The organism is Porphyromonas canoris (assembly GCF_000769115.1).
Taxonomy (GTDB): domain Bacteria; phylum Bacteroidota; class Bacteroidia; order Bacteroidales; family Porphyromonadaceae; genus Porphyromonas_A; species Porphyromonas_A canoris.
Window position 1 is genome coordinate 835,143 of the sequence record NZ_JQZV01000013.1, and the last position, 25,434, is coordinate 860,576.

Sequence of the window (25,434 nt, forward strand, 5' to 3'; positions counted from 1 at the left end):
AAAGGGAAAAAGCCCTGAAAATAAAAAGTTAACAACCTATTTTATCAACATTCATTATGGCTAATATTGGTATATTCTTCGGTTCTTCTACCGGAACAACAGAAGATGTTGCAGTTCGTGTAGCAGACAGACTAAATGTTTCTCAAAGCGATGTACATAACGTTGCCAGCGCAGATGCTGCTGCAGCTGATGCTTACGACGTGCTTATTCTTGGTTCCAGCACTTGGGGTGATGGTGAACTTCAAGATGACTGGATCGACTTTATCGAAAAACTAAAATCTCACGTTTCCGGTAAGAAGGTAGCATTCTTCGGTTGTGGAGACGGAGATAGCTACGATACTACTTTCTGTGATGCTATTGGTCTTCTTTACGATGAGCTTCAAGGCACAGGTGCTACATTTGTTGGTGCTTATGCTCCTGAAGGATATAGCTATACAGATTCAAAGGCAGAAAGAGATGGCAAGCTTGTCGGACTTTGCTTGGACGAAGTAAACTATCCGGAAGAAAGCGATGCCAGAATGGATAAGTGGATTGCAGCTTTGGATGCAGCGATCTAATCCGGCTTCTTTTTTCTATACAATTTATACACCCTCCATATCTGTTTTCGGGCACAAAAGTGTTGCCTTTGCAGATTTGGAGGGTGTAATGTTTCTATATAGCCGTACAAAAGTTTGCCTGAAGCCGTTCGGAATATCTTCTAAACGGATTTGGATTCGCAGTTCAAGCTTTGATTTCCACAAATCAAAGCTTGAATTGTATCGCCCAAGCCTTGACTTTTGGAAATCGAAGTTTGAGTGCTACCAATCAACTCTTGATTTATGATATTTATCGGGTTCAACGGATTTTCTTACCCTTATCGACACACTTTTTCAATAGGTTCACGATGATAAAAATCCTCCCTTGAATGTTTGAGCTATGGCATTCAAGGGGGGATTGGTATGTAGAACTTCCGATGCCGAAAGTGTCGCAAGAAGCAGTCTGTTATGCTTTCTTTTCCGAGTGAGAGCGAACAACCTTGTAAAGCTCCTCTTGCAACCTTATCTTTTGTGAGGAAGAGCCAAGTCTTGGTCGGTTTTCGAGATTTTCATCTACCTCGTAAGTGTTTTTGTTTGCCTGAAGCTGCAGCATGAGTATATCCTTAGCCAGAGCTTTAATATCGGGGTGCAGGATCGGTGCTGCATACTCTATGCGCTTGTAAAGGTTACGCTTCATCCAATCGGCAGAAGCGATGTAGATGCTCTCCTTACCACCATGATAGAAGTACCATAATCTGGTGTGTTCAAGATACATATCTATGGTGCGTGTAACACGAATATTCTTGCTGAAAGGCTGATTTGGGATGGCACAGCAGATACCCCTTACGGCAAGGTCTATCTCAACGCCTGCTTCGGATGCTTCGTATAGCTTTTCTATCATGGATTGATCCTGCAAAGCATTCAGCTTGAGTATTATGTGCGCTTTTCTTCCTGCCTTTGCTTCCTCTATCTCTCTATTTATAAGAGCATTCAGTGTCTCTACAAGTCCACATCCGGGAACCAATAGATGTCGGAACATTGGTAGGGTCTTCACTTCGGACTCAACGTATTTGAAGAGAGAGACAAGATCTTTTACCAACTCCGGATGAGGGGTTATGTAGGTCAGATCGGAGTAGATGGCTGCGGTATCTTCGTTAAAGTTTCCGGTACTGAAACATGCCAAACCTTTAACCGTATCGGGATCGCTTTTTAGTCGGATCAGGCACGTTTTGGCGTGTACTTTCAGTTTGGGAAGACTGTATACCACCTTTACTCCGGCTCTTTGTAAGACTTCGCTTGTGATGAGATTATTGGCTTCATCGAATCTTGCCTTTAGTTCGACAAAGACCGTAACCTTTTTTCCGTTCAGAGCCGCCAGAGTCATTTTTTCTATCACTTCGGAATCTTCTGCCACTCTATACTGAGTCAGTTTTATCTCTTCCACATCCGGAGAAGTGGCAGCCGCATGCAACAGCTGGATAAAGTTTCTGAAAGACTGATATGGAGCGTAAAGAGTTGTTGTAAGGTTGTGCTCTATGATGTATCGGATCATGGACTCGTTTCTCGGTATCTCCGGATGCCACGCAATGGGTTCCGGGTACCGTCGTGCATATTCCGAGCCTATCGGATTGGGTAGCTGAAGAAGATCCGAGAGCATAATGTAGGTATCGCTCGGAATGAGCAGGTCTTCCTTGACATAGCTCAGCTTCATGATCTTATCCAATAGTGTGTGAGGCATACGGCGGTCGTACAGACAGCGAGAAACAGCCCCGCGTTGCCTTTGGCTGAGAATGCTTTTCACCCTCTGAGCAAGGTCTTTGCCGTGAATATTTTCCGTGATAACAACATCCACGTCACGAGATATCCGGTAGGCATAAGCATCTATCTTCTCATAGTTGGGTAGCAGATAGTGTATGCCTGTACGTATAACGTCTTCCAGAAAAACGTAGGCATAGGGAGATCTCTTGCCATCTTTGATTTGGCGTATCTCCGGTGGAATAGGCACAAATCTGTTTGCTTTGTCGAACGGGAGCTTGATGATGTAGTGATCTTCTACCTTTTCTCCCTCTTTTTTCTTCTTGACAGCATTTATGGCAAGGTAGAGACGGTTGTCTCGTACAAATGGATTGGCATGATCCGGATCCAGGAAAATAGGGGAGAGGTGCGGATAAACCTCCATGATGCAGTATTGGTAGAGATATTCACGCTCCGCATCCGTCAAGACATTGATATCCGTGATGAGATCCACTCCCTGTGCACTAAGGTCTGGGATAACCCTGTTATAGAGAATATCGTAAAAGAGATCTTCTTGAGAAGAGACCTCTTTCATCACTTGGACAAATGTATCCAGAGCCTCTTCTTGAGTGAAGTCGCTCTGTTTTCTATTCTCTATGGCAGCTCTTGCATTTGCTACTCGAACCTGATAAAATTCTTGAAGATTGGAACAGAAGATCCCTAAAAACTTGAGTCTTTCATAGATAGGGAGATCGGTATCTTCTGCTTCCAAGAGCACGCGTTTATTGAACGACAACCAACTCAGATCTCGTTTGAAGTAGCGTGAAGTATGAAGGTTTGCATCCATTGGTAGGTGCAGTGATATGGTTTTAGTATTGAGACAAGGTAGTGATTTTCTTTGAGAGAGTTTTTACACAGAGATGTCGGTATAAATATCCACCGGCTTTTGAGCATGTGCAATAACATAAGCGGAGGGTAAAAGCGACTCTTCGTGGGATGGGGCAGTACTGCTCAAAACTTCTTGAAGTATCTCTCTCTTCTTCTCTCCAAGCAAGTGAAAGAGGATGGTATCCGATTCGTGAAGAATGCCATACATACTCAAAGCTACTCTTTCCACTTTTGTTTGAGGATTGATAGAGGCTATAAAAAGCCGCTCGACCGAATAGGAATCCTCTTGTCCGGGGAAAAGCGAGGAGGTATGCCCATCACCACCAATCCCCAATAGCAGAAAGTCTATTGCCTTTTTCTTCTGATATTGGCTGGAAAATCGGCTTAGCTGCTCGGAGTATTCTTGTGCAGAGTCTGCTGTCAGAGAGGATGGGGTTATGGGATGAATGCGATTAGGGGATATGCCGGAGCGGTCAAAGAAAGCTCTGGCAGCCTCTCCGTAGTTGCTCTCATTGGAGTCATAAGGAACCATTCGCTCGTCCACCCAGAAAAAATGTACATCCATTTCCCGGAGCATCTCTACTCTCTCTTCCCAGTAGTGGAGAAGAGAGAGTGGAGTAGACCCTCCGCTTAGAGCTATCGTATAGGGTTCTTCAGGCGAGTGCACCTTGTGTTCCAGATACTTTTGCCTTAGCAAGTCTGTTATGGCTTCCGCTACCAAACGGGGGGTAGCATATCTGTTTATGTTAAACATCGTCATATTTAGAGTTCGCAATAAAGATCGGTGTCCGTAAGATTTTTGCACGGATTGGTCCATGAATAGCCATCGTTGATGATCTGATCCGCCATCTTGGGTCCCCAAGTCCCTGCAGGATAACCATGTAGAGGTATCTTTTCATCTTGCTCCCATGCTTTAAGGATTGGGGTGAAATAGGTCCAGCTTGCCTCCACAGCATCACTTCTTGTGAACAGAGTAGCGTCTCCACGCATACAGTCCTCCAATAAACGAGAGTAGGCATCACCACTCGGCACGCCTCCAAGCTTATTATAAGTGAAGTCCATAGATACTTGCTGTACATCGAAACCGGATCCCGGCGTTTTCATATCAAACTTTAGTGCAACACCTTCATTGGGTTGGATGCGAATGATTAAAGCATTTGCCGGAGCATCTCCAAAGAGTGAGTGAGGTGTTTTACGGAAATGGACAACGATTTCGGTAACCTTTGTCGGCATCTGCTTTCCTGTCCGGATGTAGAAAGGAACACCTCCCCATCTCCAGTTGTCTATCGCCACTTTTATGGCAACATAGGTTTCTGTCCGAGACTGAGGATTAACCTTCTCTTCTTCTCTATACCCTTTTAGCTGTCTCTCATTATTGGCTTTGGATGCAGTGTACTGCCCTCGAATGACATTGGTTCGTATATCTTGTGGAGAGAGAGGGCGAAGAGATTGGTACACTTTCAGTACTTCATCGCGGAATGTTTTCGCATTGAAGACAGCCGGGGGCTCCATAGTTACCAAGGCTAAAAGCTGTATAAGATGATTTTGAACCATGTCTCGGAGAGCTCCTACGTTATCATAGAATCCGCCACGCTTCTCTATCCCCAAATTCTCAACAGCCGTTACCTCTATTCTGTCTATGTAGCGTCTGTTCCATAGAGGCTCGAAGATACCATTAGAGAAGCGAAGAGCCATAATGTTTTGGACTGTCTCTTTCCCTAAATAGTGATCTATACGATAAAGTTGATTTTCCGTAAAAGCTTCTTCGTAGATAAGATTGAGCTCGTGAGCACTTTCAAGATCATATCCGAACGGCTTCTCGATAATGATTCGACGTATATTTTCTTCTATCCCTGCGCCATTGCCTTTAGCATTAAGATTTACGGCACTAAGATGTTTAGGGATAATTCCGTAAAGATTTGGCGGAGTTGAGAGGTAAAAGATATAGTTAGCCGGGTTGTTATAAACTTCATCTAATTCCAGGAGCTTCGATTTCAGACCATTGTAATCCTTTTCTTCCGCCGGATCCATCGTGTGGTAATGGATGTGCGAAAGGAAAAGAGAAACCGTTTCTGTGTCTTTCTCCTCATCTTTAAGGTGTTCTTGCAGCTTTTCTTTAAGATAAGTCCTAAAGGCTTCATCCGAATATTCCGTCCGGGCAACACCCAAAACAAAGAAAGATTTAGGCACGCGCTTTGCCTGAAGAAGAGAATAAAGAGACGGTATCAGCTTTCGCATAGTCAGGTCTCCGGATGCTCCGAATATGACTAAGCCCATTGCTGAAGGCAGTGTCGGTGTTATCGTTGTATTCATCCCTGTTATCTATACAGCATAAACAGTAGAAGCCGTAGTTCCGCCCTCGCCTGTCCAGTTTTCATGATAAAATTCACCTCTTGGGCGATCCGTTCTCTCAAATGTATGAGCCCCGAAAAAGTCTCTTTGTGCTTGCAACATATTCGCCGGAAGAACCTTTGTGGTCAATGAGTGGAAGTAGTTGATCGAGCTGCTGCATGCAGGAATCGGAAGCCCTGATATAATACAGACAGATACTACTTCCCGCCAATCATCCAATGCTTGCTCTATTTCTTTTTTGAAGAACTCGTCCAATAAAAGATTTTCCAAGTCCGGATTTCTTGTCAAAGCATTAGAAATTTCACCTAAGAACGCCGAACGAATGATACATCCCCCTCTCCAGATACGAGCTACTGCTGCTAAGTCTATACCCCAATTGTGTTCATTGGATGCTGCCTTTATGAGTTGAAAGCCTTGTGCATAAGATACCAACTTTGACGCATACATCGCATTTTCGATCTTATGTTCGGGATTACCACTTCCTTTGAATGGTTCCGGTACAAGAAACGGATTGTATAAAGCCGCAGCCTTTTCACGTAAATCTTTAAGAGCAGACAGGCTTCTTTCATACACTGCAGTAGAGATCAGGTTAAGCGGTATACCAAATTCAAGAGAGTTGATAACCGACCATTTCCCCGTTCCTTTCTGTCCTGCGGCATCGAGGATATAGTCTATAAGATGATTACCATCCTTATCTCGGAATCTGAGTATCTGCTCTGTAATCTCAACGAGATAGCTTTCCAGCTTTCCTTTATTCCACTCTCCAAAAATGTCTGCCATCCTGTCATTGGAGTAGTTGAGCAGCTTCTTCATGATGAAATAGGCCTCCGAGATGATCTGCATATCACCATACTCTATACCATTATGCACCATCTTCACAAAGTGTCCTGCACCTCCGCCGCCAATCCAAGCGCAACAAGGAGTTCCGTCTTTCGCTTTGGCAGATATTTTCTCCAGTATCGGAAGGATATGCTCCTTCGCTTCGGCTGCTCCTCCCGGCATTATTGAAGGTCCGTTCAAAGCACCTTCCTCTCCGCCGGAAATACCGCTACCGACAAAGTAGATACCTCTTTCGTAGAGCTCCTCCACACGTCTTTCGCTATCGGTATAGTTGGAGTTGCCTCCGTCCATTATGATATCTCCCTTTTCCAGATAGGGTAGAAGTTGTTGAATGACTGCATCCACAGGACCTCCTGCCTTAATCATCAAGATGATTTTTCGAGGTCTTTCTATCGAAGCAACAAACTCTTCGATATTCTTGAATCCTTGAAAGTTTTTCCCTTTTGCCCGTCCATTGATAAATCTGTCCACCGTCTCTCCACTTCTGTTATATACCGAGACACGGTATCCGTTCCGTTCAATGTTTAGAGCAAGGTTCTCACCCATTACGGCAAGACCTATCAATCCTATATTTGAAAGATTAGAGTTCATATTCAGCTTATGATGTTAATAATTTCTTTTACCTTCTCGGCATCTGTCTGAGGAGTGCTATACTCTTCCACAACCACGGTTCCTCCCATGCTTACAACGCTGTTTCTATATCGCATTTTGCTTTCGATGGGAGAGCGGAAAGAGCCATGCACCTCTTTTACACCTGTCATTTGTACTATCTCATGCACGTTAGAAGCATTTACTCCACAGCCTGCCATGATTGCTATTCTGTCTTGAGCTTCTCGTACAAGCATGGCTATGGTGGAGACTCCCTCTAATGCGGAGGGCATACATCCGGATGTAAGAATGCGATCGAACCCTAACTCGATAATATCTTCCAATGCCTGCTTCGGATCTTTAGCCATATCGAAAGCTCTGTGAAAAGTAACCGGAGAGCCTTGTGCAGCCTCTATGAGTCTTTTGCAAACCTCTTTATCTACCTCTCCATCGGGTGTCAAAGCTCCGAATACAAAGCCATCTACTCCCAATGTTCTAAGGATTTTGATATCCTCTATCATCTCTTCCACTTCTGTCGGAGAGTATAGAAAATCTCCTCCTCTTGGACGAATGATGATGTTCAAACCAATACTTACAGCCTCACGAGCTTTTTTTACCATACCATAAGAGGGGGTAGTGCCACCCTCAGGAATACCGGCACATAGCTCTATACGTTGTGCGCCTCCTTCTTGAGCAGCAATACAAGAAGCTACAGAATTGGCACAAATTTCTAATATCATATTGTTCCTATTATTTTGTACTTGTTGTGAATTTCATTCATGGTTTTCAGCTCCAATTTCAAAGGCGTTTTCTTTGAAATTTCGGCATGTCTGATAATAATGTCTCTTTGCTCTCCGGGGAAGAGGTCAAAGAAATTATCGCTAAATCTGGTAGCGTGCCAAGGTGTCTCTATAAACAGATCTTTCACCAAACGTTCACTTTGGAAGCGGACTACAGCTTCGCCATCTGTTTGCTTGATAACCTTGTACTTCAATACCTGATCGGGGAGATCCATATCTTTTGTGGCAACTGCGTACCATAGCAGGCGCGCATTATCCTCTTTGGTAGAGACACTGATCGAAAGCACTCTTTCTGTAATATTCTCCGCCATTGCAATATCTCTTTTGGAGAAGAGACCCACCTGCGTAACGCTGTTAGCCGCTATCACAGGCAGAGAGATTGTTTTAGTGTACAGCTTTTTACCTTGAACTGTTTTTGTCTCCAAGCGAAGAGATCCTCCGGGAAGTGCATTCAGCTTGTCATTTGCAACGAATATTGCAAGAGAATCTTTCCCTATCTCTTTTGTCATTAGAGCTACCGGAGCATACGCTTCACGCGTTGTATAGTGCATCCCTTTGTAGTTTTGGAAAAAGTCCACACTGCTCCACGATACAGCAGGCCAAGCATCATTCAACTGCCAATAGAGAGACCCCATGCAGGTGGGACGCTCTCTCCGCATGATACGAATGGATTTAGCCATACCTCTTCCGTGAAGAACCTGACCGACATAGACAAAATCTTCAAACTTTTCAGGCACTACGTACTCGCGCTCCATGTACTCCTTTATCAGTCCGTTGCCTGTCGAAGCTTTTTGGTGCACCTTCATCACCTCTGTTTCGAGCCCGTAATCTTCAGGAAGAGCAAATGTCGATATTGTCTTCATGGAGGGGAAAGACTGAAAGCCATACTCACTCACAAAACGCATCGGGTACTTGTCGAAGACTTCAAAAGGCTGTTTACCATACCACAGTCCCCAATAGTGAATATCTCCGTTCGTGAATGTTTGAGGCTGTCCCCAGTTGGAACCCATCGGAGAGCCGTGAATGTAATCGAATCTTGGAGCATATTCTTTTATAATGCTTGGAAGTAACTCATGAAATAAAGGGGCATAGCTGTCTTTGAGCTGCTGATAATGTTGTGGAGAGAGTCGCTTCTGCCAGCCCCAATAGAGTATTCCCTCTTCTATCTCATTATTACCACACCAGAATGCTATACAGGGATGATTTCTCAGACGCTTTACTTGATAGATGGCTTCCTGACGTACATTGTCCAGGAACGAACTATCCGCAGGATAAGCAGTACAGCCGAACATGAAATCCTGCCATACCAGCAAGCCTCTTCTGTTGGCTTCCGTATAGAATCTGTCATCCTCATACGCTCCTCCTCCCCAAACGCGAATCATGTTCATGTTGGCGAACTCGACATCATCGAACAGCGACTTAAAGTACTCGTCTGTTCGTGTCGTAAGCATCAAATTTCCGGGTATATAGTTGGCTCCTTTGGCAAATATCGGGCGTCTGTTTACCTCAAAATAGAACGATGTCCCCTTGTCATCCGGTTTATTGATCAGCTTGATCTCCCGGATTCCTATCTCCGAAATATTTCTGTCTATCTCTTTCCGGTCCTTATCCAACAGGCGTATGGTGAGTGTGTACAGGTTTGCTTTGCCCCATTCTCTTGGCCACCACAGCTCCGGATCTTGGATCGAGAAGTGGCATGTTTTCTTTCTCAGGCTGCTCTCATCCATATCGGCAGACCATTTTTTGCCGTTTTGCTTGGAGGTGAGTTCCGCTTGGGCAAAATAAACTTCCTTATCAAACGAGTCGCATTCCACGTTTACGACAACGGATGACTGCTTGGCACTATTTTCTCCGGACCACTCTATTTTGCTCTCTACATCCACAGAGGCGATGCGTGCAGTATGATATGTAGAAAGACGTACCTCTTTCCAAATGCCCATGGTAACCATACGCATTCCCCAGTCCCAGCCGTAATGATAAGGAGCTTTCCGTGTAAAAGGGCTGTAACGAATAGGGAAGTGGTCGTTGTCGGCAGGGTAGTTGAATCCGTTTGAAAGGTATTGCGAATGAACCGTACCGATAGGAGACTTAAGATGTACCACCAGATGGTTCTCCCCTTTTACGAGCTTACCCGTAACATCATAGCTGTAAGCCAAAAACATATTTTTTGTCGAGCCAAGATGTTCGCCATTGAGATAAACCTCTCCAAATGTGTCTATCCCGTCAAACTCCAGCATCTGTCTTGTTCCCGAAGTCCTATCAATCTCCGATACTTCAAATGTTGTGGCATAGACCCAATCTTGATCCGATACCCACTGAACCTTTTTTTCATTGTCCCGATAGTAGGGGAGAGGAAGCCTCTTCTCTTTGATAAGATTTTCCTGCACCACAGAAGGCACAATACAGTTGCTCCAAAGGGTATCTTTCAAACTCTTGTAACGCCAATTTCTTAATACTTCGCTCTTGATCCCGACACGATTGGAAGCATCGGCGTAAGTGGAAAGTTTCGACGGGATTAGGAGTGTTAAAAACAGTAGAAGTAAAATAGATCTGTTCTTGTTCATTTCTTGCTTTTTATTTATTGGGTATAGCCCACAATCTCATACAAAAATAGCAATTTTATTTGCTCCTTCCCTCAAATTTCCTGCAGGTGGAAAAAAGGGGCATTTTTCGACATCTCCATTCCCGGAAATAAGATCTGTTTTCCGAATGGAGGTGATGTCCTGCAAATCTTCTCTTTACAATGACTTTTTCCGATGCCGTATGATTACTTATTTTTGAGCCGTTCATAAGTTGTGATGAACGTGTTTAGAATCTTCTTTTAATCGCTAAAGAGTTACTAATCAAATGCTTATTTTTGGAAGTCAAGGCTTGAATTTTACAAATTAAGCCTTGATTTATGGCATTCAAAGTTTGGTTGCAAATCTTTAACGGGAATAGAGCAAGATTTTACTGTATTAAACGCTGTTTTTGAAGCCGTTTACAAGAGAATTTATCGCCGGATGGTGTAAGAAAGCGTCAAGAAAAGAGTAGAGATGGCAGTTAAGCAGGCACAACAATAGGTAGATTGATAAATCTTCCCTACCTTTACACTAAAATCATTCAACATACAGAATAAGAAGATCGAGAACAACAGACCAATAATCTACGTGTATAGCGATATATGAAACATGGATATGTAAAAGTGGCAGCAGGCGTGCCATTTGTGAAAGTTGCAGACTGCAACTATAATATAGAGCGCATAGAGAAGCTCATCTTTAAGGCTTGTGAAAAAGGGGTGGAGATTATCACCTTTCCCGAGCTGTGTATTACGGGCTATACTTGCTCGGATCTGTTTATACAACCATTCCTGCAACGGCAGGCAGAAGAGGCACTCTGTACTTTGGTAGAGCGTACCAAGGAGACGGATATCCTTGTTTTTGTCGGTATGCCTATCCGTGTGGAACAGCGTCTGTACAATGCCGCCATTGCTTTCCAAAATGGTAAGATCTTGGGTGCCATCCCTAAAACGTTCCTTCCCAATTATAGAGAGTTTCAAGAGAGACGCTGGTTCTCTTCTGCCAATGAGCTTTCTCTCTCGCATATCAATATCAAAGATTTTGTTGTACCCATCGGACACAATCTCCTGTTTAAGTATAAACAGATAGGAATAGGCGTGGAGATCTGCGAAGATATGTGGACAGCGACACCTCCGGGAACACGTCTTTCTCTCTACGGAGCACATATCATCTTCAACCTTTCCGCAAGTAACGAGAATGCCGGAAAGCATGCTTATCTGAGAGCACTCATTAGTGGCAACTCGGCACAAGCGATATGCGGATATGTGTATGCTTCCTGCGGATACGGAGAGAGCTCTACAGACTTGGTCTATACCGGGAAAGCATTCATCGCGGAAAATGGAGAGATTTTGTCGGAAATGGAGCGTTTTGAATATGGTGAACGCCTATTGATAAACGATATAGACGTAGAATATATACGCACGGAACGGCTTATCAATACCTCGTTTAAGAGTGTTGCTTCCGTGGTGTGCACGGAAGAGATGACGGAGATACCTTTCTACCTTAACGAGGTTAAAGAGTACGATATGACTCGCCCCGTGGAGAAGTATCCCTTTATGCCCTCTTCCAAAAACTGGAAAGAGCGTTGCCAAGAGATGTGGGATATACAGATGTCTGCTCTTTTCCAGCGTCTTATCCATATCGGAACGAAGAAAGCCGTGATAGGTATAAGCGGTGGTCTGGACAGCACGCTTACTCTGATGGTTGCCGTGCATGCGTTCGACTTTATGGGTTGGGACAGAAAAGGAATCATAGGAGTAACGATGCCAGGTTTTGGAACATCGGAAAGGACATACAATAACGCCAAAACCATGATGAACGGACTCGGTATCTCCACCAGAGAAGTAGAGATCACCGAATCGGTCCGAAATCATCTTGCTGCCATAGGACACGATGGAAAGAGCTACGATGTTACGTTTGAGAATGCTCAGGCCCGTGAACGCGCTCAGATCCTTATGGATATAGCCAATATGGAAGGAGCTATCGTGTTGGGAACGGGAGACCTTTCGGAGCTGGCTTTAGGGTGGACTACCTTTGCCGGCGACCATATGTCGATGTACAACGTGAATGCCTCTATTCCAAAGACTGTCGTACGTCTGATGGTAGAACATATTGCCGATAACGGTGGTTATGCAAAGGTTGTGGAGGATGCTTTAAGGGATGTCTTGAAGACTCCGGTAAGCCCGGAGCTTCTCCCCGAAAAGGATAAGGATGGTACCAACAGGCAAAGCACGGAAGCTATTATAGGTCCGTACGAACTGCATGACTTTTTCTTGTATCACATGATACATAACGCATTCTCTCCAACAAAGATACTTTTTATGGCAGGCAAGGCTTTTGGAGATAAGTACTCTAAGGATATGCTGAAGCGTACAATGACTACATTTATAAGGAGATTCTTTAGCAATCAGTTTAAGAGAAACTGTAGCCCGGATGCTCCAAAGGTTGGAGCTATCACACTCTCTCCGAGAGGAGGATGGCGTATGCCGAGTGATGCAGTGGGAGAAATGTGGATAAGAGAAATAGAAAAGTTTTAATTTATAGACAAAGAAGAAGCGATATTAGATGATTACACTTAGCGAACTAACTATTCAGTTTGGAAAGAGGGCGTTGTTTCAGGATGTCAATATGAAGTTTACATCCGGAAACTGCTATGGAATTATAGGTGCCAACGGGGCAGGGAAGTCTACTCTTTTAAGAGCTATAAGTGGAGACCTTGAACCGACAAAGGGAAGCGTGATCCTCGGACCGGGCGAACGGTTGTCCGTACTAAAGCAAGACCACTTCGAGTTTGACGAGTTTAGCGTTATGGATACAGTCCTTATGGGACATTCTGTACTCTGGAATGTGATGAAGGAGAAAGATGCTCTCTATGCCAAGGAAGACTTTACAGACGAGGATGGTATCCGTGCCGCGGATCTTGAAGAAAAGTTTGCCGAAATGGAAGGATGGAATGCCGAAAGTGATGCAGCCATACTTCTCTCCGGACTTGGAATAAAAGAGGATCTGCATTATGCTCAGATGAAAGACTTGAGTGGTAAGGAAAAGGTTCGTGTTCTTCTTGCCAGAGCGTTGTATGGTAAGCCGGATAATCTGCTTCTGGATGAGCCTACAAACGATTTGGACCTCGATACCGTACATTGGTTGATAAACTATCTTGCAGATTTTGAGAATACAGTTTTGGTCGTTAGTCACGACCGCCACTTCCTCGATTCGGTGTGTACGCACACCGTGGACATAGACTATGGTAAGATACAAATGTTTGCAGGGAACTACAGCTTCTGGTACGAAAGTTCTCAACTGGCTCTCAGACAACAGCAACAGCAAAATAAAAAGTTGGAAGAGAAGCGGAAAGAGCTTGAAGAGTTTATCAGACGCTTTAGTGCTAATGTCGCTAAAAGTAAGCAGACAACCAGTAGAAAGAAGATGTTGGAAAAGCTCAATGTGGATGAGATACAGCCTTCATCTCGCCGCTATCCGGGTATTCTGTTCCAACCGGATAGAGAAGCCGGAAACAAGATATTGGAAATCAAAGGGCTTTCATACAAACTGGATGGAGAGTATCTCTTCAAAGATCTGAACTTTAATATCGAAAAGGGCGAAAAAGTAGTCTTTTTGAGCCGGGATCCAAGAGCTATGACAGCATTCTTTGAGATTATAAATGGCAATGAGAAAGACTATGAGGGAGAGTATGACTGGGGGCAGACTATCACAACTGCTTATCTTCCTTTGGATAACACAGCCTTTTTCGACACAGATATGAATCTTATAGAGTGGATCAGTCAGTTTGCAAAAGATACAAACGAGGTCTATCTAAAGGGGTATCTTGGGCGGATGCTCTTTTCCGGAGAGGAGATTCTTAAGAAAGCTTCTGTACTTTCCGGAGGGGAGAAGATGCGCTGCATGATCTCTCGCATGATGCTTAAAGATGCTAATGTTTTGATATTGGATACCCCTACGAATCATTTGGATTTGGAATCTATACAAGCATTTAATAACACTCTGAAGACTTACTCCGGTAATATCTTATTTGCAAGTCATGACCATGAGTTTATACAGACCGTAGCCAATCGCATCATAGAGCTTGGACCTAAGGGACATATAGATAAGCTTATGGAGTATGACGACTATATTGTGGACTCTCTCGTAGAGTCGCAAAGAGAGCGGATATATTAGACTAAGGGTATATCCGCTGATTGTGAGAGTGTAAGTATTCAGACCTAAAACCTTAAAAAGATGAGAAAGTTTATTTTTTGTATTGCTGCTATGTGCACCCTGTTTTTTACAGGAAGAGAGATGAAGGCACAAGAAAAAACAATTAACTGGGAAGGTAAACCCATCTTGCGCGTCTTTGGAGAGTATTCCCAAGGGCTAAATAAAAATACTCCCTCTCAGTTTATCCTTAATCGGAGCTATCTCGGTTATAGTATAACAACAAATACTCCTTGGAGCGGAGAAGTGGTACTCGATTTAGCTCCCGTAGACGGAAGGTATCAGATGATGCCCAAGTACGCCTCTGTAAATTATGATGTGGAGAAGCTAACCGTGAGAAGCGGTCTTGTGGAAACCGGTGTTGGCTTTGAGCATGAGATAGAATGGGGACATCGCTACGTGGGACCGGCTTTCCTTTATGTGCATGGCTTTGCATCCAGTGCAGACTTGGGTGTATATCTCAATTATCGTCCGACAGACTATTTTAAGCTATACGCTTCTGTAACGAATGGTGAAGGATGTTTCAATCTGGCTGTGGACAGTCGCATTCAATTTTATTCCGGTATCAACATCAGCACTCCTGTGGGATTAAGGCTGAATGCACTTGCTGCAATTACTCCGGATTTGAAGGTAGGGGATGCTCCGAAAGGCTTTGCTCCCAGAACTCTGTTGGGAGGTATGGTTGCCTATAATACCAAACCATTTAGGGTTGCAGCGGAATATAATGTACTATCTCACGCTCAATTTGGTGAAGATGATGGTATTATTAAGGGTGGAGCTATCTATTCTACGGTCTATTTGAAGCCGGAGCTTTCTCTTTTTGCCAGATGGGATCATGTGGATATTAAGGTAGGAAAAACCGATAAATCTATACCAAAGGATGTTATATGTGGTGGGCTTTCTTATCGCTTCAATAAGTATTTTGGGGTGTTCCCGTACTTCAAGTATGCGAATGTTGATGGCTATACTACCGCCTCTTTGGCTCTTGGTATTGACTTCGTATTTTAGTAGAGAATAAAACAGTATGATAAAGGTAGGAATAGTAGGGAGTGAAGGTTTTATGGTGGGCGAGCTTATAGCTCTGCTCATAAATCATGAGGATGTAGTACTGGAAAAAGTTTATGCTCCGGAGCATGTTGGTGAGATGGTTTCCCATATTCATCCGGGGCTTTTCAACTTTAGAGAAATTGTTTTTACGGATAATGCAGACTTCTCGGAGTTGGAGGTTCTTTTCGTTTGCCTTAACAGCGCACGGGCAAAAGCTTTTTACTCATCTCATATGCTGCCAGAGAGCTTGAAAGTTATAGACTTCTCTTATGAACTGCGCCCACTGGATGAGCAGAGAGTAGCTAAGACAGCAGAACTTTGTTCCGGACGGGAGTTTGTGTATGGCTTACCTGAAATGAATAGAAGGGCTATCTGTAATGCCTCATCAGTTTCTGTACCGGGAAGTTTTGCAAACTCCGTCATTGTCGGACTCATTCCTTTAGCCAAGCATCTGCTTATGAACAGAGAGCTGCATGTCTCTTCCGTGATAGGACATACAGAGAATGCTGCAAGACCACAAAGTTCGGCTATTCATTACGATTCGATGAGTGATAGGATTACTCTTTATCACCCTTTTGAACACAGGCAAACGAAAGAGATGGAATATGCTCTGAGGTGTTGTCAGAATAGCTTTACTCAGCCGATTAACTTTTTGCCGATACGAGGGAACTTTGTTCGAGGAACCTATGCTTGTACCTACTTTGATATAGATGTCTCTTTGGATGAAATAAAGAAGTTTTATAGAGAACATTTTGATGATCACTCCTTTGTCTATATTCAAGATACGGTTCCGGATATCAGACAAGTGGTGAATACCAATTATTCTATAATCCATTTGATGAAGTACGGAAGAAAACTAATGGTTGTAAGTGTACAGGATAATCTTCTTAAAGGTGGAGCAGGAACTGCAGTACATATTATGAACTTGATGTGTGGACTGGTAGAAACTACCGGCTTGAAACTAAAACCGGTAACTTATTAGGAATTTATCCTTTTTATATTGTCAAGGATATATAGACTCGTTTATATAAGAAGCAACCGCTTTGAAATAGCTCTTAAGAGACTATTCAAAGCGGTTGCTTTCGTATATCAAGTAGTTTGAACCTTTCTGTTGGTTGGATTAGAAGATCTTCTTAATATTGAAGCGAGTATAAGCCTCTTTTTCCAACTCTTCTCTAAATCGAGGATCTGCAATAGCGCATAGTGCCAATGCTCGCTCCCTTTCACTTTTGCCAAACAGGTGGGCAATACCGTGTTCGGTAACGATGTAGTCAACGTCCGTTCTGCCTGAAGTAACGTTGTTCCCGGCAGAAAGGGATGGAACGATGCGGGAAATAGTTCCATTCTTTGCTGTTGAGTGTACAGTAATAATGCTCTTTCCTCCTCTGGAATATCTTGCTCCTCGAAGGAAGTCTACTTGTCCTCCGGTTCCACTGTATTGTCTTCCATTGACTTTTTCAGAGCAGAGTTGCCCATATAAGTCAACTTCTATCGTAGAATTGATAGATACAAAGTTTTCATTTTTTCCAACTTCAAAAGGATTGTTTGTGAAATCCACAGGATAGAGGAGAATGTCGTCATTGTTGTGCATGAAGTCGTACATTTCTTGAGATCCCATGGCAAATGCAGTGAGTACTTTATTGGGTAAAACTCCTTTTTTTGATCCGTTGACTGCTCCGCTCTTAATCAGATTCATAATGGCATCGGTCATCAACTCTGTATGTATCCCAAGATCTTTTCTGTCGTGAAGTTTGGAGAGAACAGCCTCTGGAACAGAGCCAATTCCTACTTGAATACAAGCACCATCCCCTATAAGAGAAGTACAATACTCTGCTATTTTTTGATCTGTCTCTGTAATGGGGGAAGACGCAATGGTAAGATTCTCCATAGGAGCTTCGACCATGAAATCTATTTCATCTACTGACAGAAAATTGTCTCCATACACATACGGCAAGTTAGGATTGACCATAGCAATAACTCGCTTAGCTGCTCTTGCTGCGGGTAAGGTATAGTCAGAAGCCAAAGATAGGGAACAGAGTCCATTGGCATCGGGTGGGGTTACTTGAATAAAAGCCCAATCCGGTTCGTATCCTCCTCCGGGTAAAAAGTGATATGGAATAATATGGAAGTGCATTGGTACAAACTCTGCACGATTCTCTGCTACGGCATCTCTTATTGCTCCTCCGGTGATGAATGGAGCTCGTGTTTGGAAGTGAGCTTGAGCATCAAGGCGCGTGTGAACAGGGTCTCCCAAATAAATCAGGTGGAATATCTTTACTCCAAATAATCTTTCCCGCTGACGATATAACTCTTCCAATAGTAAGATAGGAGAGACTGCCCCATGTCCAAGAACTATCTTATCATTACTCTTGACATGAGAGATGGCTTCTGTAATGGAGACATAGTTGCATTTTTTCATATAGCGATAAGTGATAATAATGTTTAAGATAAAAGAAAAAGGTGTACTCTGCCTCTATATTGAATTGAAGCAGAGTACACCTTAAGGTTATATGTCAAAGTTTATTTTAACGAACATAATTATTTTTATTCGTTTCGTTGGTTTTCCACAACGCAGCAAGACATGGTGGCTACCAAGTTGCGGTCTCCGAAACCTCCGTCTGCTCGAGCAACATTGATCCAGAACTTATTCTCTAACAAATATGGAAGAGCAAATGCTGCTTTACTTCTTGAGTATGGGAATGGCCATTCATCTGCCGTAACTTCATATTGTGGGTGTGGAGCATTTTTGAGAACGTTATTCGCAGGATCTGCTTTTCCTTCTTTCACTTCCTCTATCTCACGACGGATACATCTCATAACGTCTATGAAGCGGTTAAGCTCATCTAAGCTTTCACTCTCGGTTGGCTCTATCATAAGTGTGCCATGAACAGGGAATGACAGTGTTGGAGCATGGTAACCAAAGTCCATGAGACGTTTTGCGATATCGGTCTCATCTATTCCTGTCTCTTCTTTTAACTTGCGACATTCCAAGATAAGTTCGTGTCCCACTCTGCCTGTTTTACCGGTATATACAATTCCATACTCTTTTTCCAAGCATTTAGCCATGTAGTTTGCACTAAGAATTGCTATAGCGGTACTTCTCTTAAGACCTTCTACACCTAACATTCTAATGTATGCGTAAGTGATACCAAAGATCACCGCACTACCAAATGGCGCTGCAGATACTGGAGTAACACCATCTCCATAGATGAGAGAATGACTTGGCAAGAATGGTTTAAGGTGTTCTTTCACACATATAGGACCTACACCAGGACCACCTCCACCATGAGGAATGGCAAATGTTTTATGTAGATTCAAGTGGCATACATCCGCTCCTATATATCCCGGATTGGTGAAACCTACTTGTGCATTCATGTTTGCTCCATCAAGATAAACTTGTCCTCCGTTGTCATGAATAATTTGGCAAAGCTTCTTTATCTCCGGTTCAAATATACCATGAGTAGAAGGATAAGTAATCATTGTTCCAGCAAGACGGTCTGCATTCTCCTTTGCTTTCTTTTCAAAGTCTTCCACATCCACATTACCATCATTATCACAAGCCACTGTTACGGTCTTGTAACCGCATTGTATAGCACTTGCAGGATTGGTACCGTGAGCAGAAATAGGAAGCAGTATGATGTCTCGATGAGACTGTCCTATCGATTCATGATAATTTCTGATAGTTCTAAGACCTGCATATTCACCGGACGCTCCGGAATTAGGTTGAAGGCATGCATAAGGTAATCCCGTAATCTCTCCAAGATAACCGGAAAGGTTGTCCAACATTTCCATATATCCCTCTGTCTGATCTTTAGGAGCATAAGGGTGTATAAAGGCAAATTGAGGATTACTTAGAATGAATAGTTCTGACGCTGCATTCAGCTTCATTGTACATGATCCGAGAGAAATCATAGAGTGCGCCAAAGAAATATCTTTTCTTTCCAAACGCTTGATATATCTCATGAGTTCTGTCTCTGTATGATATTTTTCAAAGACATCAAAGCGCAAGAAATCGCTTTTACGTACCATACTTTGTGGTAGCTTAGCTGTGCATCTATCTGAATCGTAACATACGTTAGTGTCAACCTCCAGTCCTTTAGCTTGAGCAAAAATATAGTGGAGCATTCCCAAATCGCTTTCTAATGTTGTCTCATCAACAGAAATACCGATGGTTCCACTCTTATCATATCTGAAATTGACTCGTACTTCTTCAGCTATTTCTCTTATTTTGGCGATTTCTTGTTCTGAAAGTGATTCTAAAACAATGGTATCAAAGAATGACTCACTCTTTATTTGGTAGCCAAGATCTTTAAGAAGAATAGCCAAACGATTGGCATACCCATGCACTCTTTCTGCTATATCTCTCAAGCCATCTGCCCCATGATATACAGCATACATACCTGCCATTGTAGCCAAAAGAGCTTGAGCTGTACAGATATTTGATGTCGCCTTTTCACGTTTGATGTGTTGCTCGCGAGTTTGAAGAGCTAAGCGATATATTGGACGATCATTACGATCTTTTGACAGCCCAACTATGCGACCCGGTATAGCTCTTTTATAGTCATCATGAGCAGAAAGGAATGCTGCGGAAGGACCTCCAAAATACATAGGAATACCAAAGCGTTGCGAAGAACCAAAGACTATATCGGCTCCCCATTCTCCTGGAGGAGTCAGAATAGCAAGAGAAAGAATATCTGCGGCAACAGCAACACGTACATCCGCAGCGTGAGAGCGTTCTACGAGTTGAGTATAATCTTTTACCTCTCCATTGGCATCAGGATACTGAACAACTATTCCAAATACATCTTCGGTTAATTCAGCACTAAACACATCACATACTTCTACGGAAATTCCTTGAGGGATACAACGAGTGTTAATAACATCTATGGTTGACTGCCATACTCGTTCATCTACCAAAACTTTAGTTGCTTTCTTTTTTGATTTTGGAAGCGTATTGTGCAGCATAGCCACGGCCTCTGCTCCGGCTGTTGCTTCATCCAATAATGAGCAGTTTGTTAAAGGAAGACCGGTAAGTTCCGTTACCACTGTTTGGAAGTTGAATAATGCCTCCAAACGTCCTTGAGAAATTTCGGCTTGATAAGGAGTATATGAAGTATACCAGCTTGGATTTTCAAGAATATTTCTCTGAATGGGTGCAGGAGTGCATGTGTCATACCATCCCATACCTATATAAGATGTAAAGACTTTATTCTTGCTACCTAATTCGGAGATATGTTCTATAAGTTCTCTCTCTGTAAGAGGAGATGGGAGGTTAAGTTCCTCTGGAAGATGTATATTTGAAGGTATGGTTTGTTCTATCAGTTCGTTCAAACTTTTAACTCCCACACGTTCCAACATTTCTTGTTGATCTTTTTCCGAAATACCTATGTGACGGATAGAAAAATCTAATGTATTCATATCATGATTAAGAATAATGGATTTTTATAATGTTTTTGATAACTATGCTATAACCTAAAGAAAGGGTTCGTTTGCTGTTCGATGCCGACTGTTGTATTCGGTCCATGTCCGGAATAAATTGTGGTTTCAGAAGGCAATGTATAAATCTTATCAAATATGGACTGTCCTAACACTTCATAAGATCCTCCCCATAGATCTGTACGACCTATACCTCCCGCAAATATAACATCTCCTGAAAATATACATTGCTGTGTTGGTAAGAAAAATGCTACGTGTGCCGGAGAGTGTCCCGGTACGGATAGTACTTGCAGTGGTTCTCCAATGAGTGTTTTCATATTAGGATCCAAGTCTTCAAAACATGTATCATCTAATTTAGAATCAAGTGTTAAACCAAAGGCTCGTAGCTGATCTTTCAATGAAGGTAATATTTGTCGTTCTTCTTGAGAGACGTAAGTCTTAATGCCAAAAGACTCCCATATAAACGGAGCACCCCAGACATGATCAAAATGAAAATGAGTAGCAAGAGATATCTTTAGACTAAGATTTTTCTCTGACAAGAAAGATATGATCGTATTCCACTCTTTAGGGTTTGAAGCACCACAATCTATAAGAGCCGCTTCTCCTTTTTCATTGTACAGGAGATAGCTGTTTTCCCCCGCCAGATTAAATGAAAATGTCTTTATATGTAAGATCATAAGGGCAAGAAAACTACTTTTTTTGAGTCAAAGAAAGGCAGATCAAAATACTCCAAAATGTCTTCTTGGACGGCTATGTTTTTTACATTTCGCAGTTCAGCATCCAGACTTCCTCCCTTCAACGCTATTATACCATTAGGGATGCCGTTTTTCTGATTTTTCCTATCTATTAGTTTTTGGGCCAATCCTCTTAAAATATCCATAGATAGAGCCCCACGACTTATGATAAATTGATATTTGTCATTCAGGTTTTCCGCCCTTGTATGAATGGTTTTCACGTTTTCAAGTCCTGTCTTTAGTATGACATCATCAACCACTTTCAGCTTTTTTCCTATGCTGTCTATCAAAGTAAAGTTTGCCTCCGGGAATATAATAGCAAGAGGTATCCCGGGGAAACCACCTCCTGTACCAATATCAAGGATTGTGGTGTCAGGCTTAAAAGAGATAAACTTAGCTATGGCAAGAGAGTGTAAAATATGATTGCAAACAAGGTTGTCTACATCCTTTCTTGATATAACATTTATCTTGCTATTCCAGTCCAGATAGAGACTCGGTAGCAAACTAAACTGCTCTTTCTGACGATCTGTAAGAGAGGGAAAAAATTTATATATAAGCTCTACATTCATAAAGATCAAGTATGCATAATATTTTCTATAACGAAGAGTCTATTATTAAAGGTTCTTTGAAAACGGGCTTTAGATCACTATACGGAACGTTCACTTCTATTCGCCCCATAGACGAAGGAGCGATTTCGTAAGGATCGAAGATAAATGTCAAGCCGGTATCTGAAAAATAAAAATCTTCTCCGACATGAATATCGGAGTAATGAAAAAATCCTTTGTTACTTAAATCTTCCTCCGTTACGGCAGAATAGTCCCTCATTAGGGCTTTAACCACAAAACTTGATACTAACTCTTCAGAGTTAAGGTTGATAATAGAGTCCAAGTATATTCTGCTACCTTTTTCCAAGTCTATGTTATATGCAGCAGAACGAATGGTTTTATCATCCTCTCCCAAGCTGCTCTCAACAAACTGTACCACGGAAGCAACATTATGTTTATTGTATATCAAAGAATCTTTCACAGAGATAAACCAAGTAGATGCCGACGAGAGCTTTTCATCCTCAATATCGCCAAACTGCATTGCAGTGTAGTAAGATTTAAGGTTGGCCTTGAAGTTATCAATGTAAGTAGAGAAATAAGAATTAACTCTCGACTCTTCCGTATTACTCTTTGTTATCGCATACTGTTTAGGTGAGACAAAAGAGAGTATCCTATGTATATTTTGCTCTAAAACACTCAAGTTTTTAGATAAAACTTTAGGGGAGATAAGAGACATTTCTATATAAAGAGTGGCGACTTTAAGTTCTTTTGTAACAGCCGCATCTATCCCCCAAGCCAATAAAGAGTCTTTGTTTATCGCTATGAGGGTATCTCTTCTGATATTGTTCCAGGAAATAGAAGAGTTCAGATCTTCTATTTTCTGAGAATCGTTCTCTTCTTCTTTGGCAATGCAAGATGTACTGATATGTGCCAAAAGAAGAAAACAGGAGAGAAGAAAAAGAGATGCCTTCATAGAAACTTACCGGGGATGTTGTTTAATTAGCCACATCGGACAAGAAATAAATTCTTACCAGCCTTACCTCTTCTTCTTCAATATCGGGACCGAGTGCTTCTATTGCGGTTTTTAAGTCGTCGGTAGTGGAGTTCTTGAAATATTCAAAGATTTCTTCTGTCTGCTCTTCATCCAAAAGATCTTTTATGATATAGTCTATATTTATTTTCGTTCCACTATACACGATCCCCTCTATTTCATCAAGAAGTTCATCAAATTCCAGATTGAAGTTATTGGCAATATCCTCAAGAGACACCTTTCTGTCTATGAGCTGAACAATGGAAACTTTAAGTTTGGACTTATTGGGAACTATCCTGATTCTGATATCTTCCGGTCTCTCGATCTCATTCTCTTTAACATAAGAGCTTATCAGTTCCACAAACTCAGCTCCATAGCGTTGAGCTTTGTTTTGTCCTACTCCCGAAATATTGGATAGTTCACTTATGGTTACCGGATAAAACATCGCCATATCGTTCAGACTTTGCTCTTGGAATATGACGTAAGGAGGCAAATCCAACTTTTTGGCAATCTTTTTCCGTAGATCTTTCAGCATTGAGAATAAAATGGGGTCGGACGCTCCGCCACCGGACCCTTTAAGCTCTACATCTTCGCTGCTTTCTTCGGAAGCATCTTCCATCTGAATAGTAAAAGAAGTGGGCTTCTTACGAAAAGACTTTCCCTTTGTTGTCAGTTTAAGTACTCCTAAGTTTTCTATATCTTTTGAGATATATCCATCTATGAGAGCCTGTCTTATTACGGTTTCCAGCTTTTCTTTATCCTCTTCTACTACGGAACCAAATTCCTCAAGGTCGGCATGTTTATAGGTTGTTACATCAGCAGTTTCCTCTCCGGAAAGTATCGTGATTACATATTCGGCAGGGAACTTCTCCTTTAGTGCCGCAATTGCGTCCAATACGTTAAGTAATAAATCTTTTGCTTCCACTTGCTTTGTTATTCTTTTACAGTTGTCACAGTTACAACAATTAGCTTGTTCGTAAACCTCTCCAAAGTAATGCAGCAGGAATTTGCGTCTGCATATAGAGGTTCGAGAAAATTCAGAAACATCAGACAGTAACTGTTTGATGATTTCCCTTTCATTTACACTTTTATTTTTGGATATAAGAAACTTTTCCAGCTTTTCCATATCCTTTTCATCATAGTAGGCAATACACAGTCCTTCTCCTCCGTCTCTTCCGGCTCTTCCGGTCTCTTGATAATATCCCTCGAGGCTTTTAGGCATATCGTGATGTATGACAAAGCGTACATCCGGCTTGTCTATCCCCATACCAAAAGCAATGGTCGCTACTATCACATCCGCATCCTCATTCAGAAAAGCATCCTGATTTGTGCTTCTCTGTATGGAATCCATGCCGGCATGATAAGCCATCGCTTTTATGTTGTTTGTCTTCAGAAGCTCTGTTATCTCATCTACTTTCGTCCGGCTCATACAGTAGATTATGCCTGTCTTGCCTGTATGTTGCTTTATGAAGCGAATCATATCTTTTTCAAATTCGCTATTCTTGTGTCGAACTTCGTAGTAGAGATTCTCTCTGTTGAAGGAGCTTTTATAGACTTTGGCATTTACCATGCCGAGGTTTTTCTGGATGTCGCTTTGCACCTTAGGCGTTGCGGTTGCTGTCAGAGCGATTATAGGTTTAGTACCTATCTCATCCATCAATGTCCTTATCCGGCGATATTCCGGACGAAAGTCATGTCCCCATTCAGAGATACAGTGAGCTTCATCCACTGCATAGAAAGATATGTTTATCTGTCTAAGCAGTTCTATATTGTCTTGTTTTGTAAGACTTTCAGGAGCTACATATAAGAGCTTTGTTTGCCCCGAGATAACGTCCGCTTTTACCTGCTCTAATGAAGCCTTATTCAAAGATGAATTGATATAGTGTGCCGTTGATTCTTTTTCCGTGTATGAACGGATGGCATCAACCTGATTTTTCATCAATGCTATCAGCGGAGATATTACAATGGCTGTCCCTTCCAACATAAGAGCCGGGAGTTGGTAGCAAAGGCTCTTTCCTCCTCCCGTAGGCATCAACACAAAAGTATCGTTACCCTCTATGATACTTTGAATAATCTCCTTTTGTGTTGCCTTAAAAGAGTCAAAGCCAAAGTGCTTTTTCAGATGCTCTGTCAGTCGTAAAGAGTTAGCCATTAT

At 42.3% G+C, this 25,434-nt stretch carries 17 protein-coding genes; 5 read left to right on the plus strand and 12 right to left on the minus strand.

Translation table 11 applies throughout. The features are described 5' to 3' along the window. Nucleotides 1-56 precede the first annotated feature (56 nt). Nucleotides 57-557, plus strand: a complete 501-nt coding sequence (locus HQ43_RS08590; RefSeq protein WP_036792253.1) for a flavodoxin — start codon at nt 57-59, stop codon at nt 555-557. 424 nt (nt 558-981) lie between these two features. On the opposite strand, the gene ppk1 is transcribed toward HQ43_RS08590, so the two are convergent. From ppk1 to HQ43_RS08620, 6 genes are all read right to left on the minus strand, one after another. Further along, entirely contained in the window at nt 982-3,096 is a 2,115-nt protein-coding gene (gene ppk1 / locus HQ43_RS08595; protein ID WP_036792256.1) for a polyphosphate kinase 1, read from the minus strand. 63 nt (nt 3,097-3,159) lie between these two features. After that, the gene (pgl, locus tag HQ43_RS08600) at nt 3,160-3,897 is read right to left on the minus strand and encodes a 6-phosphogluconolactonase (protein WP_036792261.1); all 738 of its coding nucleotides are present in this window, start codon (nt 3,895-3,897) and stop codon (nt 3,160-3,162) included. A 2-nt stretch (nt 3,898-3,899) separates the two neighbouring features. Then, nucleotides 3,900-5,450, minus strand: a complete 1,551-nt coding sequence (gene zwf / locus HQ43_RS08605; protein ID WP_081964584.1) for a glucose-6-phosphate dehydrogenase — start codon at nt 5,448-5,450, stop codon at nt 3,900-3,902. 9 nt (nt 5,451-5,459) lie between these two features. Next, complete coding sequence (gene gnd, locus HQ43_RS08610; protein WP_036792263.1) at nt 5,460-6,920, minus strand: decarboxylating NADP(+)-dependent phosphogluconate dehydrogenase; 1,461 nt, start codon at nt 6,918-6,920, stop codon at nt 5,460-5,462. 2 nt (nt 6,921-6,922) lie between these two features. Further along, complete coding sequence (locus HQ43_RS08615; RefSeq protein WP_036792266.1) at nt 6,923-7,657, minus strand: copper homeostasis protein CutC; 735 nt, start codon at nt 7,655-7,657, stop codon at nt 6,923-6,925. Beyond that, nucleotides 7,654-10,281, minus strand: a complete 2,628-nt coding sequence (locus HQ43_RS08620) for a glycoside hydrolase family 2 protein (RefSeq protein ID WP_036792268.1) — start codon at nt 10,279-10,281, stop codon at nt 7,654-7,656. Before HQ43_RS08620 ends, HQ43_RS08615 begins: the two co-directional genes overlap by 4 nt. Nucleotides 10,282-10,880: 599 nt before the next feature. On the opposite strand from HQ43_RS08620, the gene HQ43_RS08625 reads away from it, so the two are divergent. The 4 genes from HQ43_RS08625 to HQ43_RS08640 all read left to right on the plus strand — a co-directional run bounded on the left by HQ43_RS08625 (nt 10,881) and on the right by HQ43_RS08640 (nt 16,516). Continuing rightward, a complete protein-coding gene (locus HQ43_RS08625; RefSeq protein WP_036792270.1) occupies nt 10,881-12,812 on the plus strand; it encodes an NAD(+) synthase in 1,932 nt (643 codons plus the stop codon). Nucleotides 12,813-12,840: 28 nt separating this feature from the next. Beyond that, nucleotides 12,841-14,451, plus strand: a complete 1,611-nt coding sequence (locus tag HQ43_RS08630; RefSeq protein ID WP_036792272.1) for an ABC-F family ATP-binding cassette domain-containing protein — start codon at nt 12,841-12,843, stop codon at nt 14,449-14,451. Nucleotides 14,452-14,571: 120 nt separating this feature from the next. After that, nucleotides 14,572-15,495, plus strand: coding sequence for a hypothetical protein (locus HQ43_RS08635; protein ID WP_152567510.1), 924 nt, complete (start codon nt 14,572-14,574; stop codon nt 15,493-15,495). A 16-nt stretch (nt 15,496-15,511) separates the two neighbouring features. Further along, nucleotides 15,512-16,516: a hypothetical protein gene (locus tag HQ43_RS08640; RefSeq protein ID WP_036792279.1), complete on the plus strand. Its 1,005-nt coding sequence runs from the start codon at nt 15,512-15,514 to the stop codon at nt 16,514-16,516. Between the two features lie 138 nt (nt 16,517-16,654). Here the strand turns inward: HQ43_RS08640 and HQ43_RS08645 are convergent, their stop codons facing one another. The 6 genes from HQ43_RS08645 to recQ all read right to left on the minus strand — a co-directional run bounded on the left by HQ43_RS08645 (nt 16,655) and on the right by recQ (nt 25,431). Continuing rightward, a complete protein-coding gene (locus tag HQ43_RS08645; protein ID WP_036792282.1) occupies nt 16,655-17,953 on the minus strand; it encodes an acetyl-CoA hydrolase/transferase family protein in 1,299 nt (432 codons plus the stop codon). Nucleotides 17,954-18,078: 125 nt separating this feature from the next. Continuing rightward, nucleotides 18,079-20,952: an aminomethyl-transferring glycine dehydrogenase gene (gene gcvP, locus HQ43_RS08650; protein WP_036792284.1), complete on the minus strand. Its 2,874-nt coding sequence runs from the start codon at nt 20,950-20,952 to the stop codon at nt 18,079-18,081. Between the two features lie 47 nt (nt 20,953-20,999). Continuing rightward, nucleotides 21,000-21,647, minus strand: coding sequence for an MBL fold metallo-hydrolase (locus HQ43_RS08655; protein ID WP_052103169.1), 648 nt, complete (start codon nt 21,645-21,647; stop codon nt 21,000-21,002). Continuing rightward, on the minus strand, nt 21,644-22,273 hold the full coding sequence (gene rsmG / locus HQ43_RS08660) for a 16S rRNA (guanine(527)-N(7))-methyltransferase RsmG (RefSeq protein WP_036792287.1): 630 nt from the start codon (nt 22,271-22,273) through the stop codon (nt 21,644-21,646). Before rsmG ends, HQ43_RS08655 begins: the two co-directional genes overlap by 4 nt. A gap of 25 nt (nt 22,274-22,298) precedes the next feature. Beyond that, nucleotides 22,299-23,222: an RsiV family protein gene (locus HQ43_RS08665; protein WP_036792290.1), complete on the minus strand. Its 924-nt coding sequence runs from the start codon at nt 23,220-23,222 to the stop codon at nt 22,299-22,301. A gap of 22 nt (nt 23,223-23,244) precedes the next feature. Further along, a complete protein-coding gene (recQ, locus tag HQ43_RS08670; RefSeq protein ID WP_036792293.1) occupies nt 23,245-25,431 on the minus strand; it encodes a DNA helicase RecQ in 2,187 nt (728 codons plus the stop codon). Nucleotides 25,432-25,434: the final 3 nt, after the last annotated feature.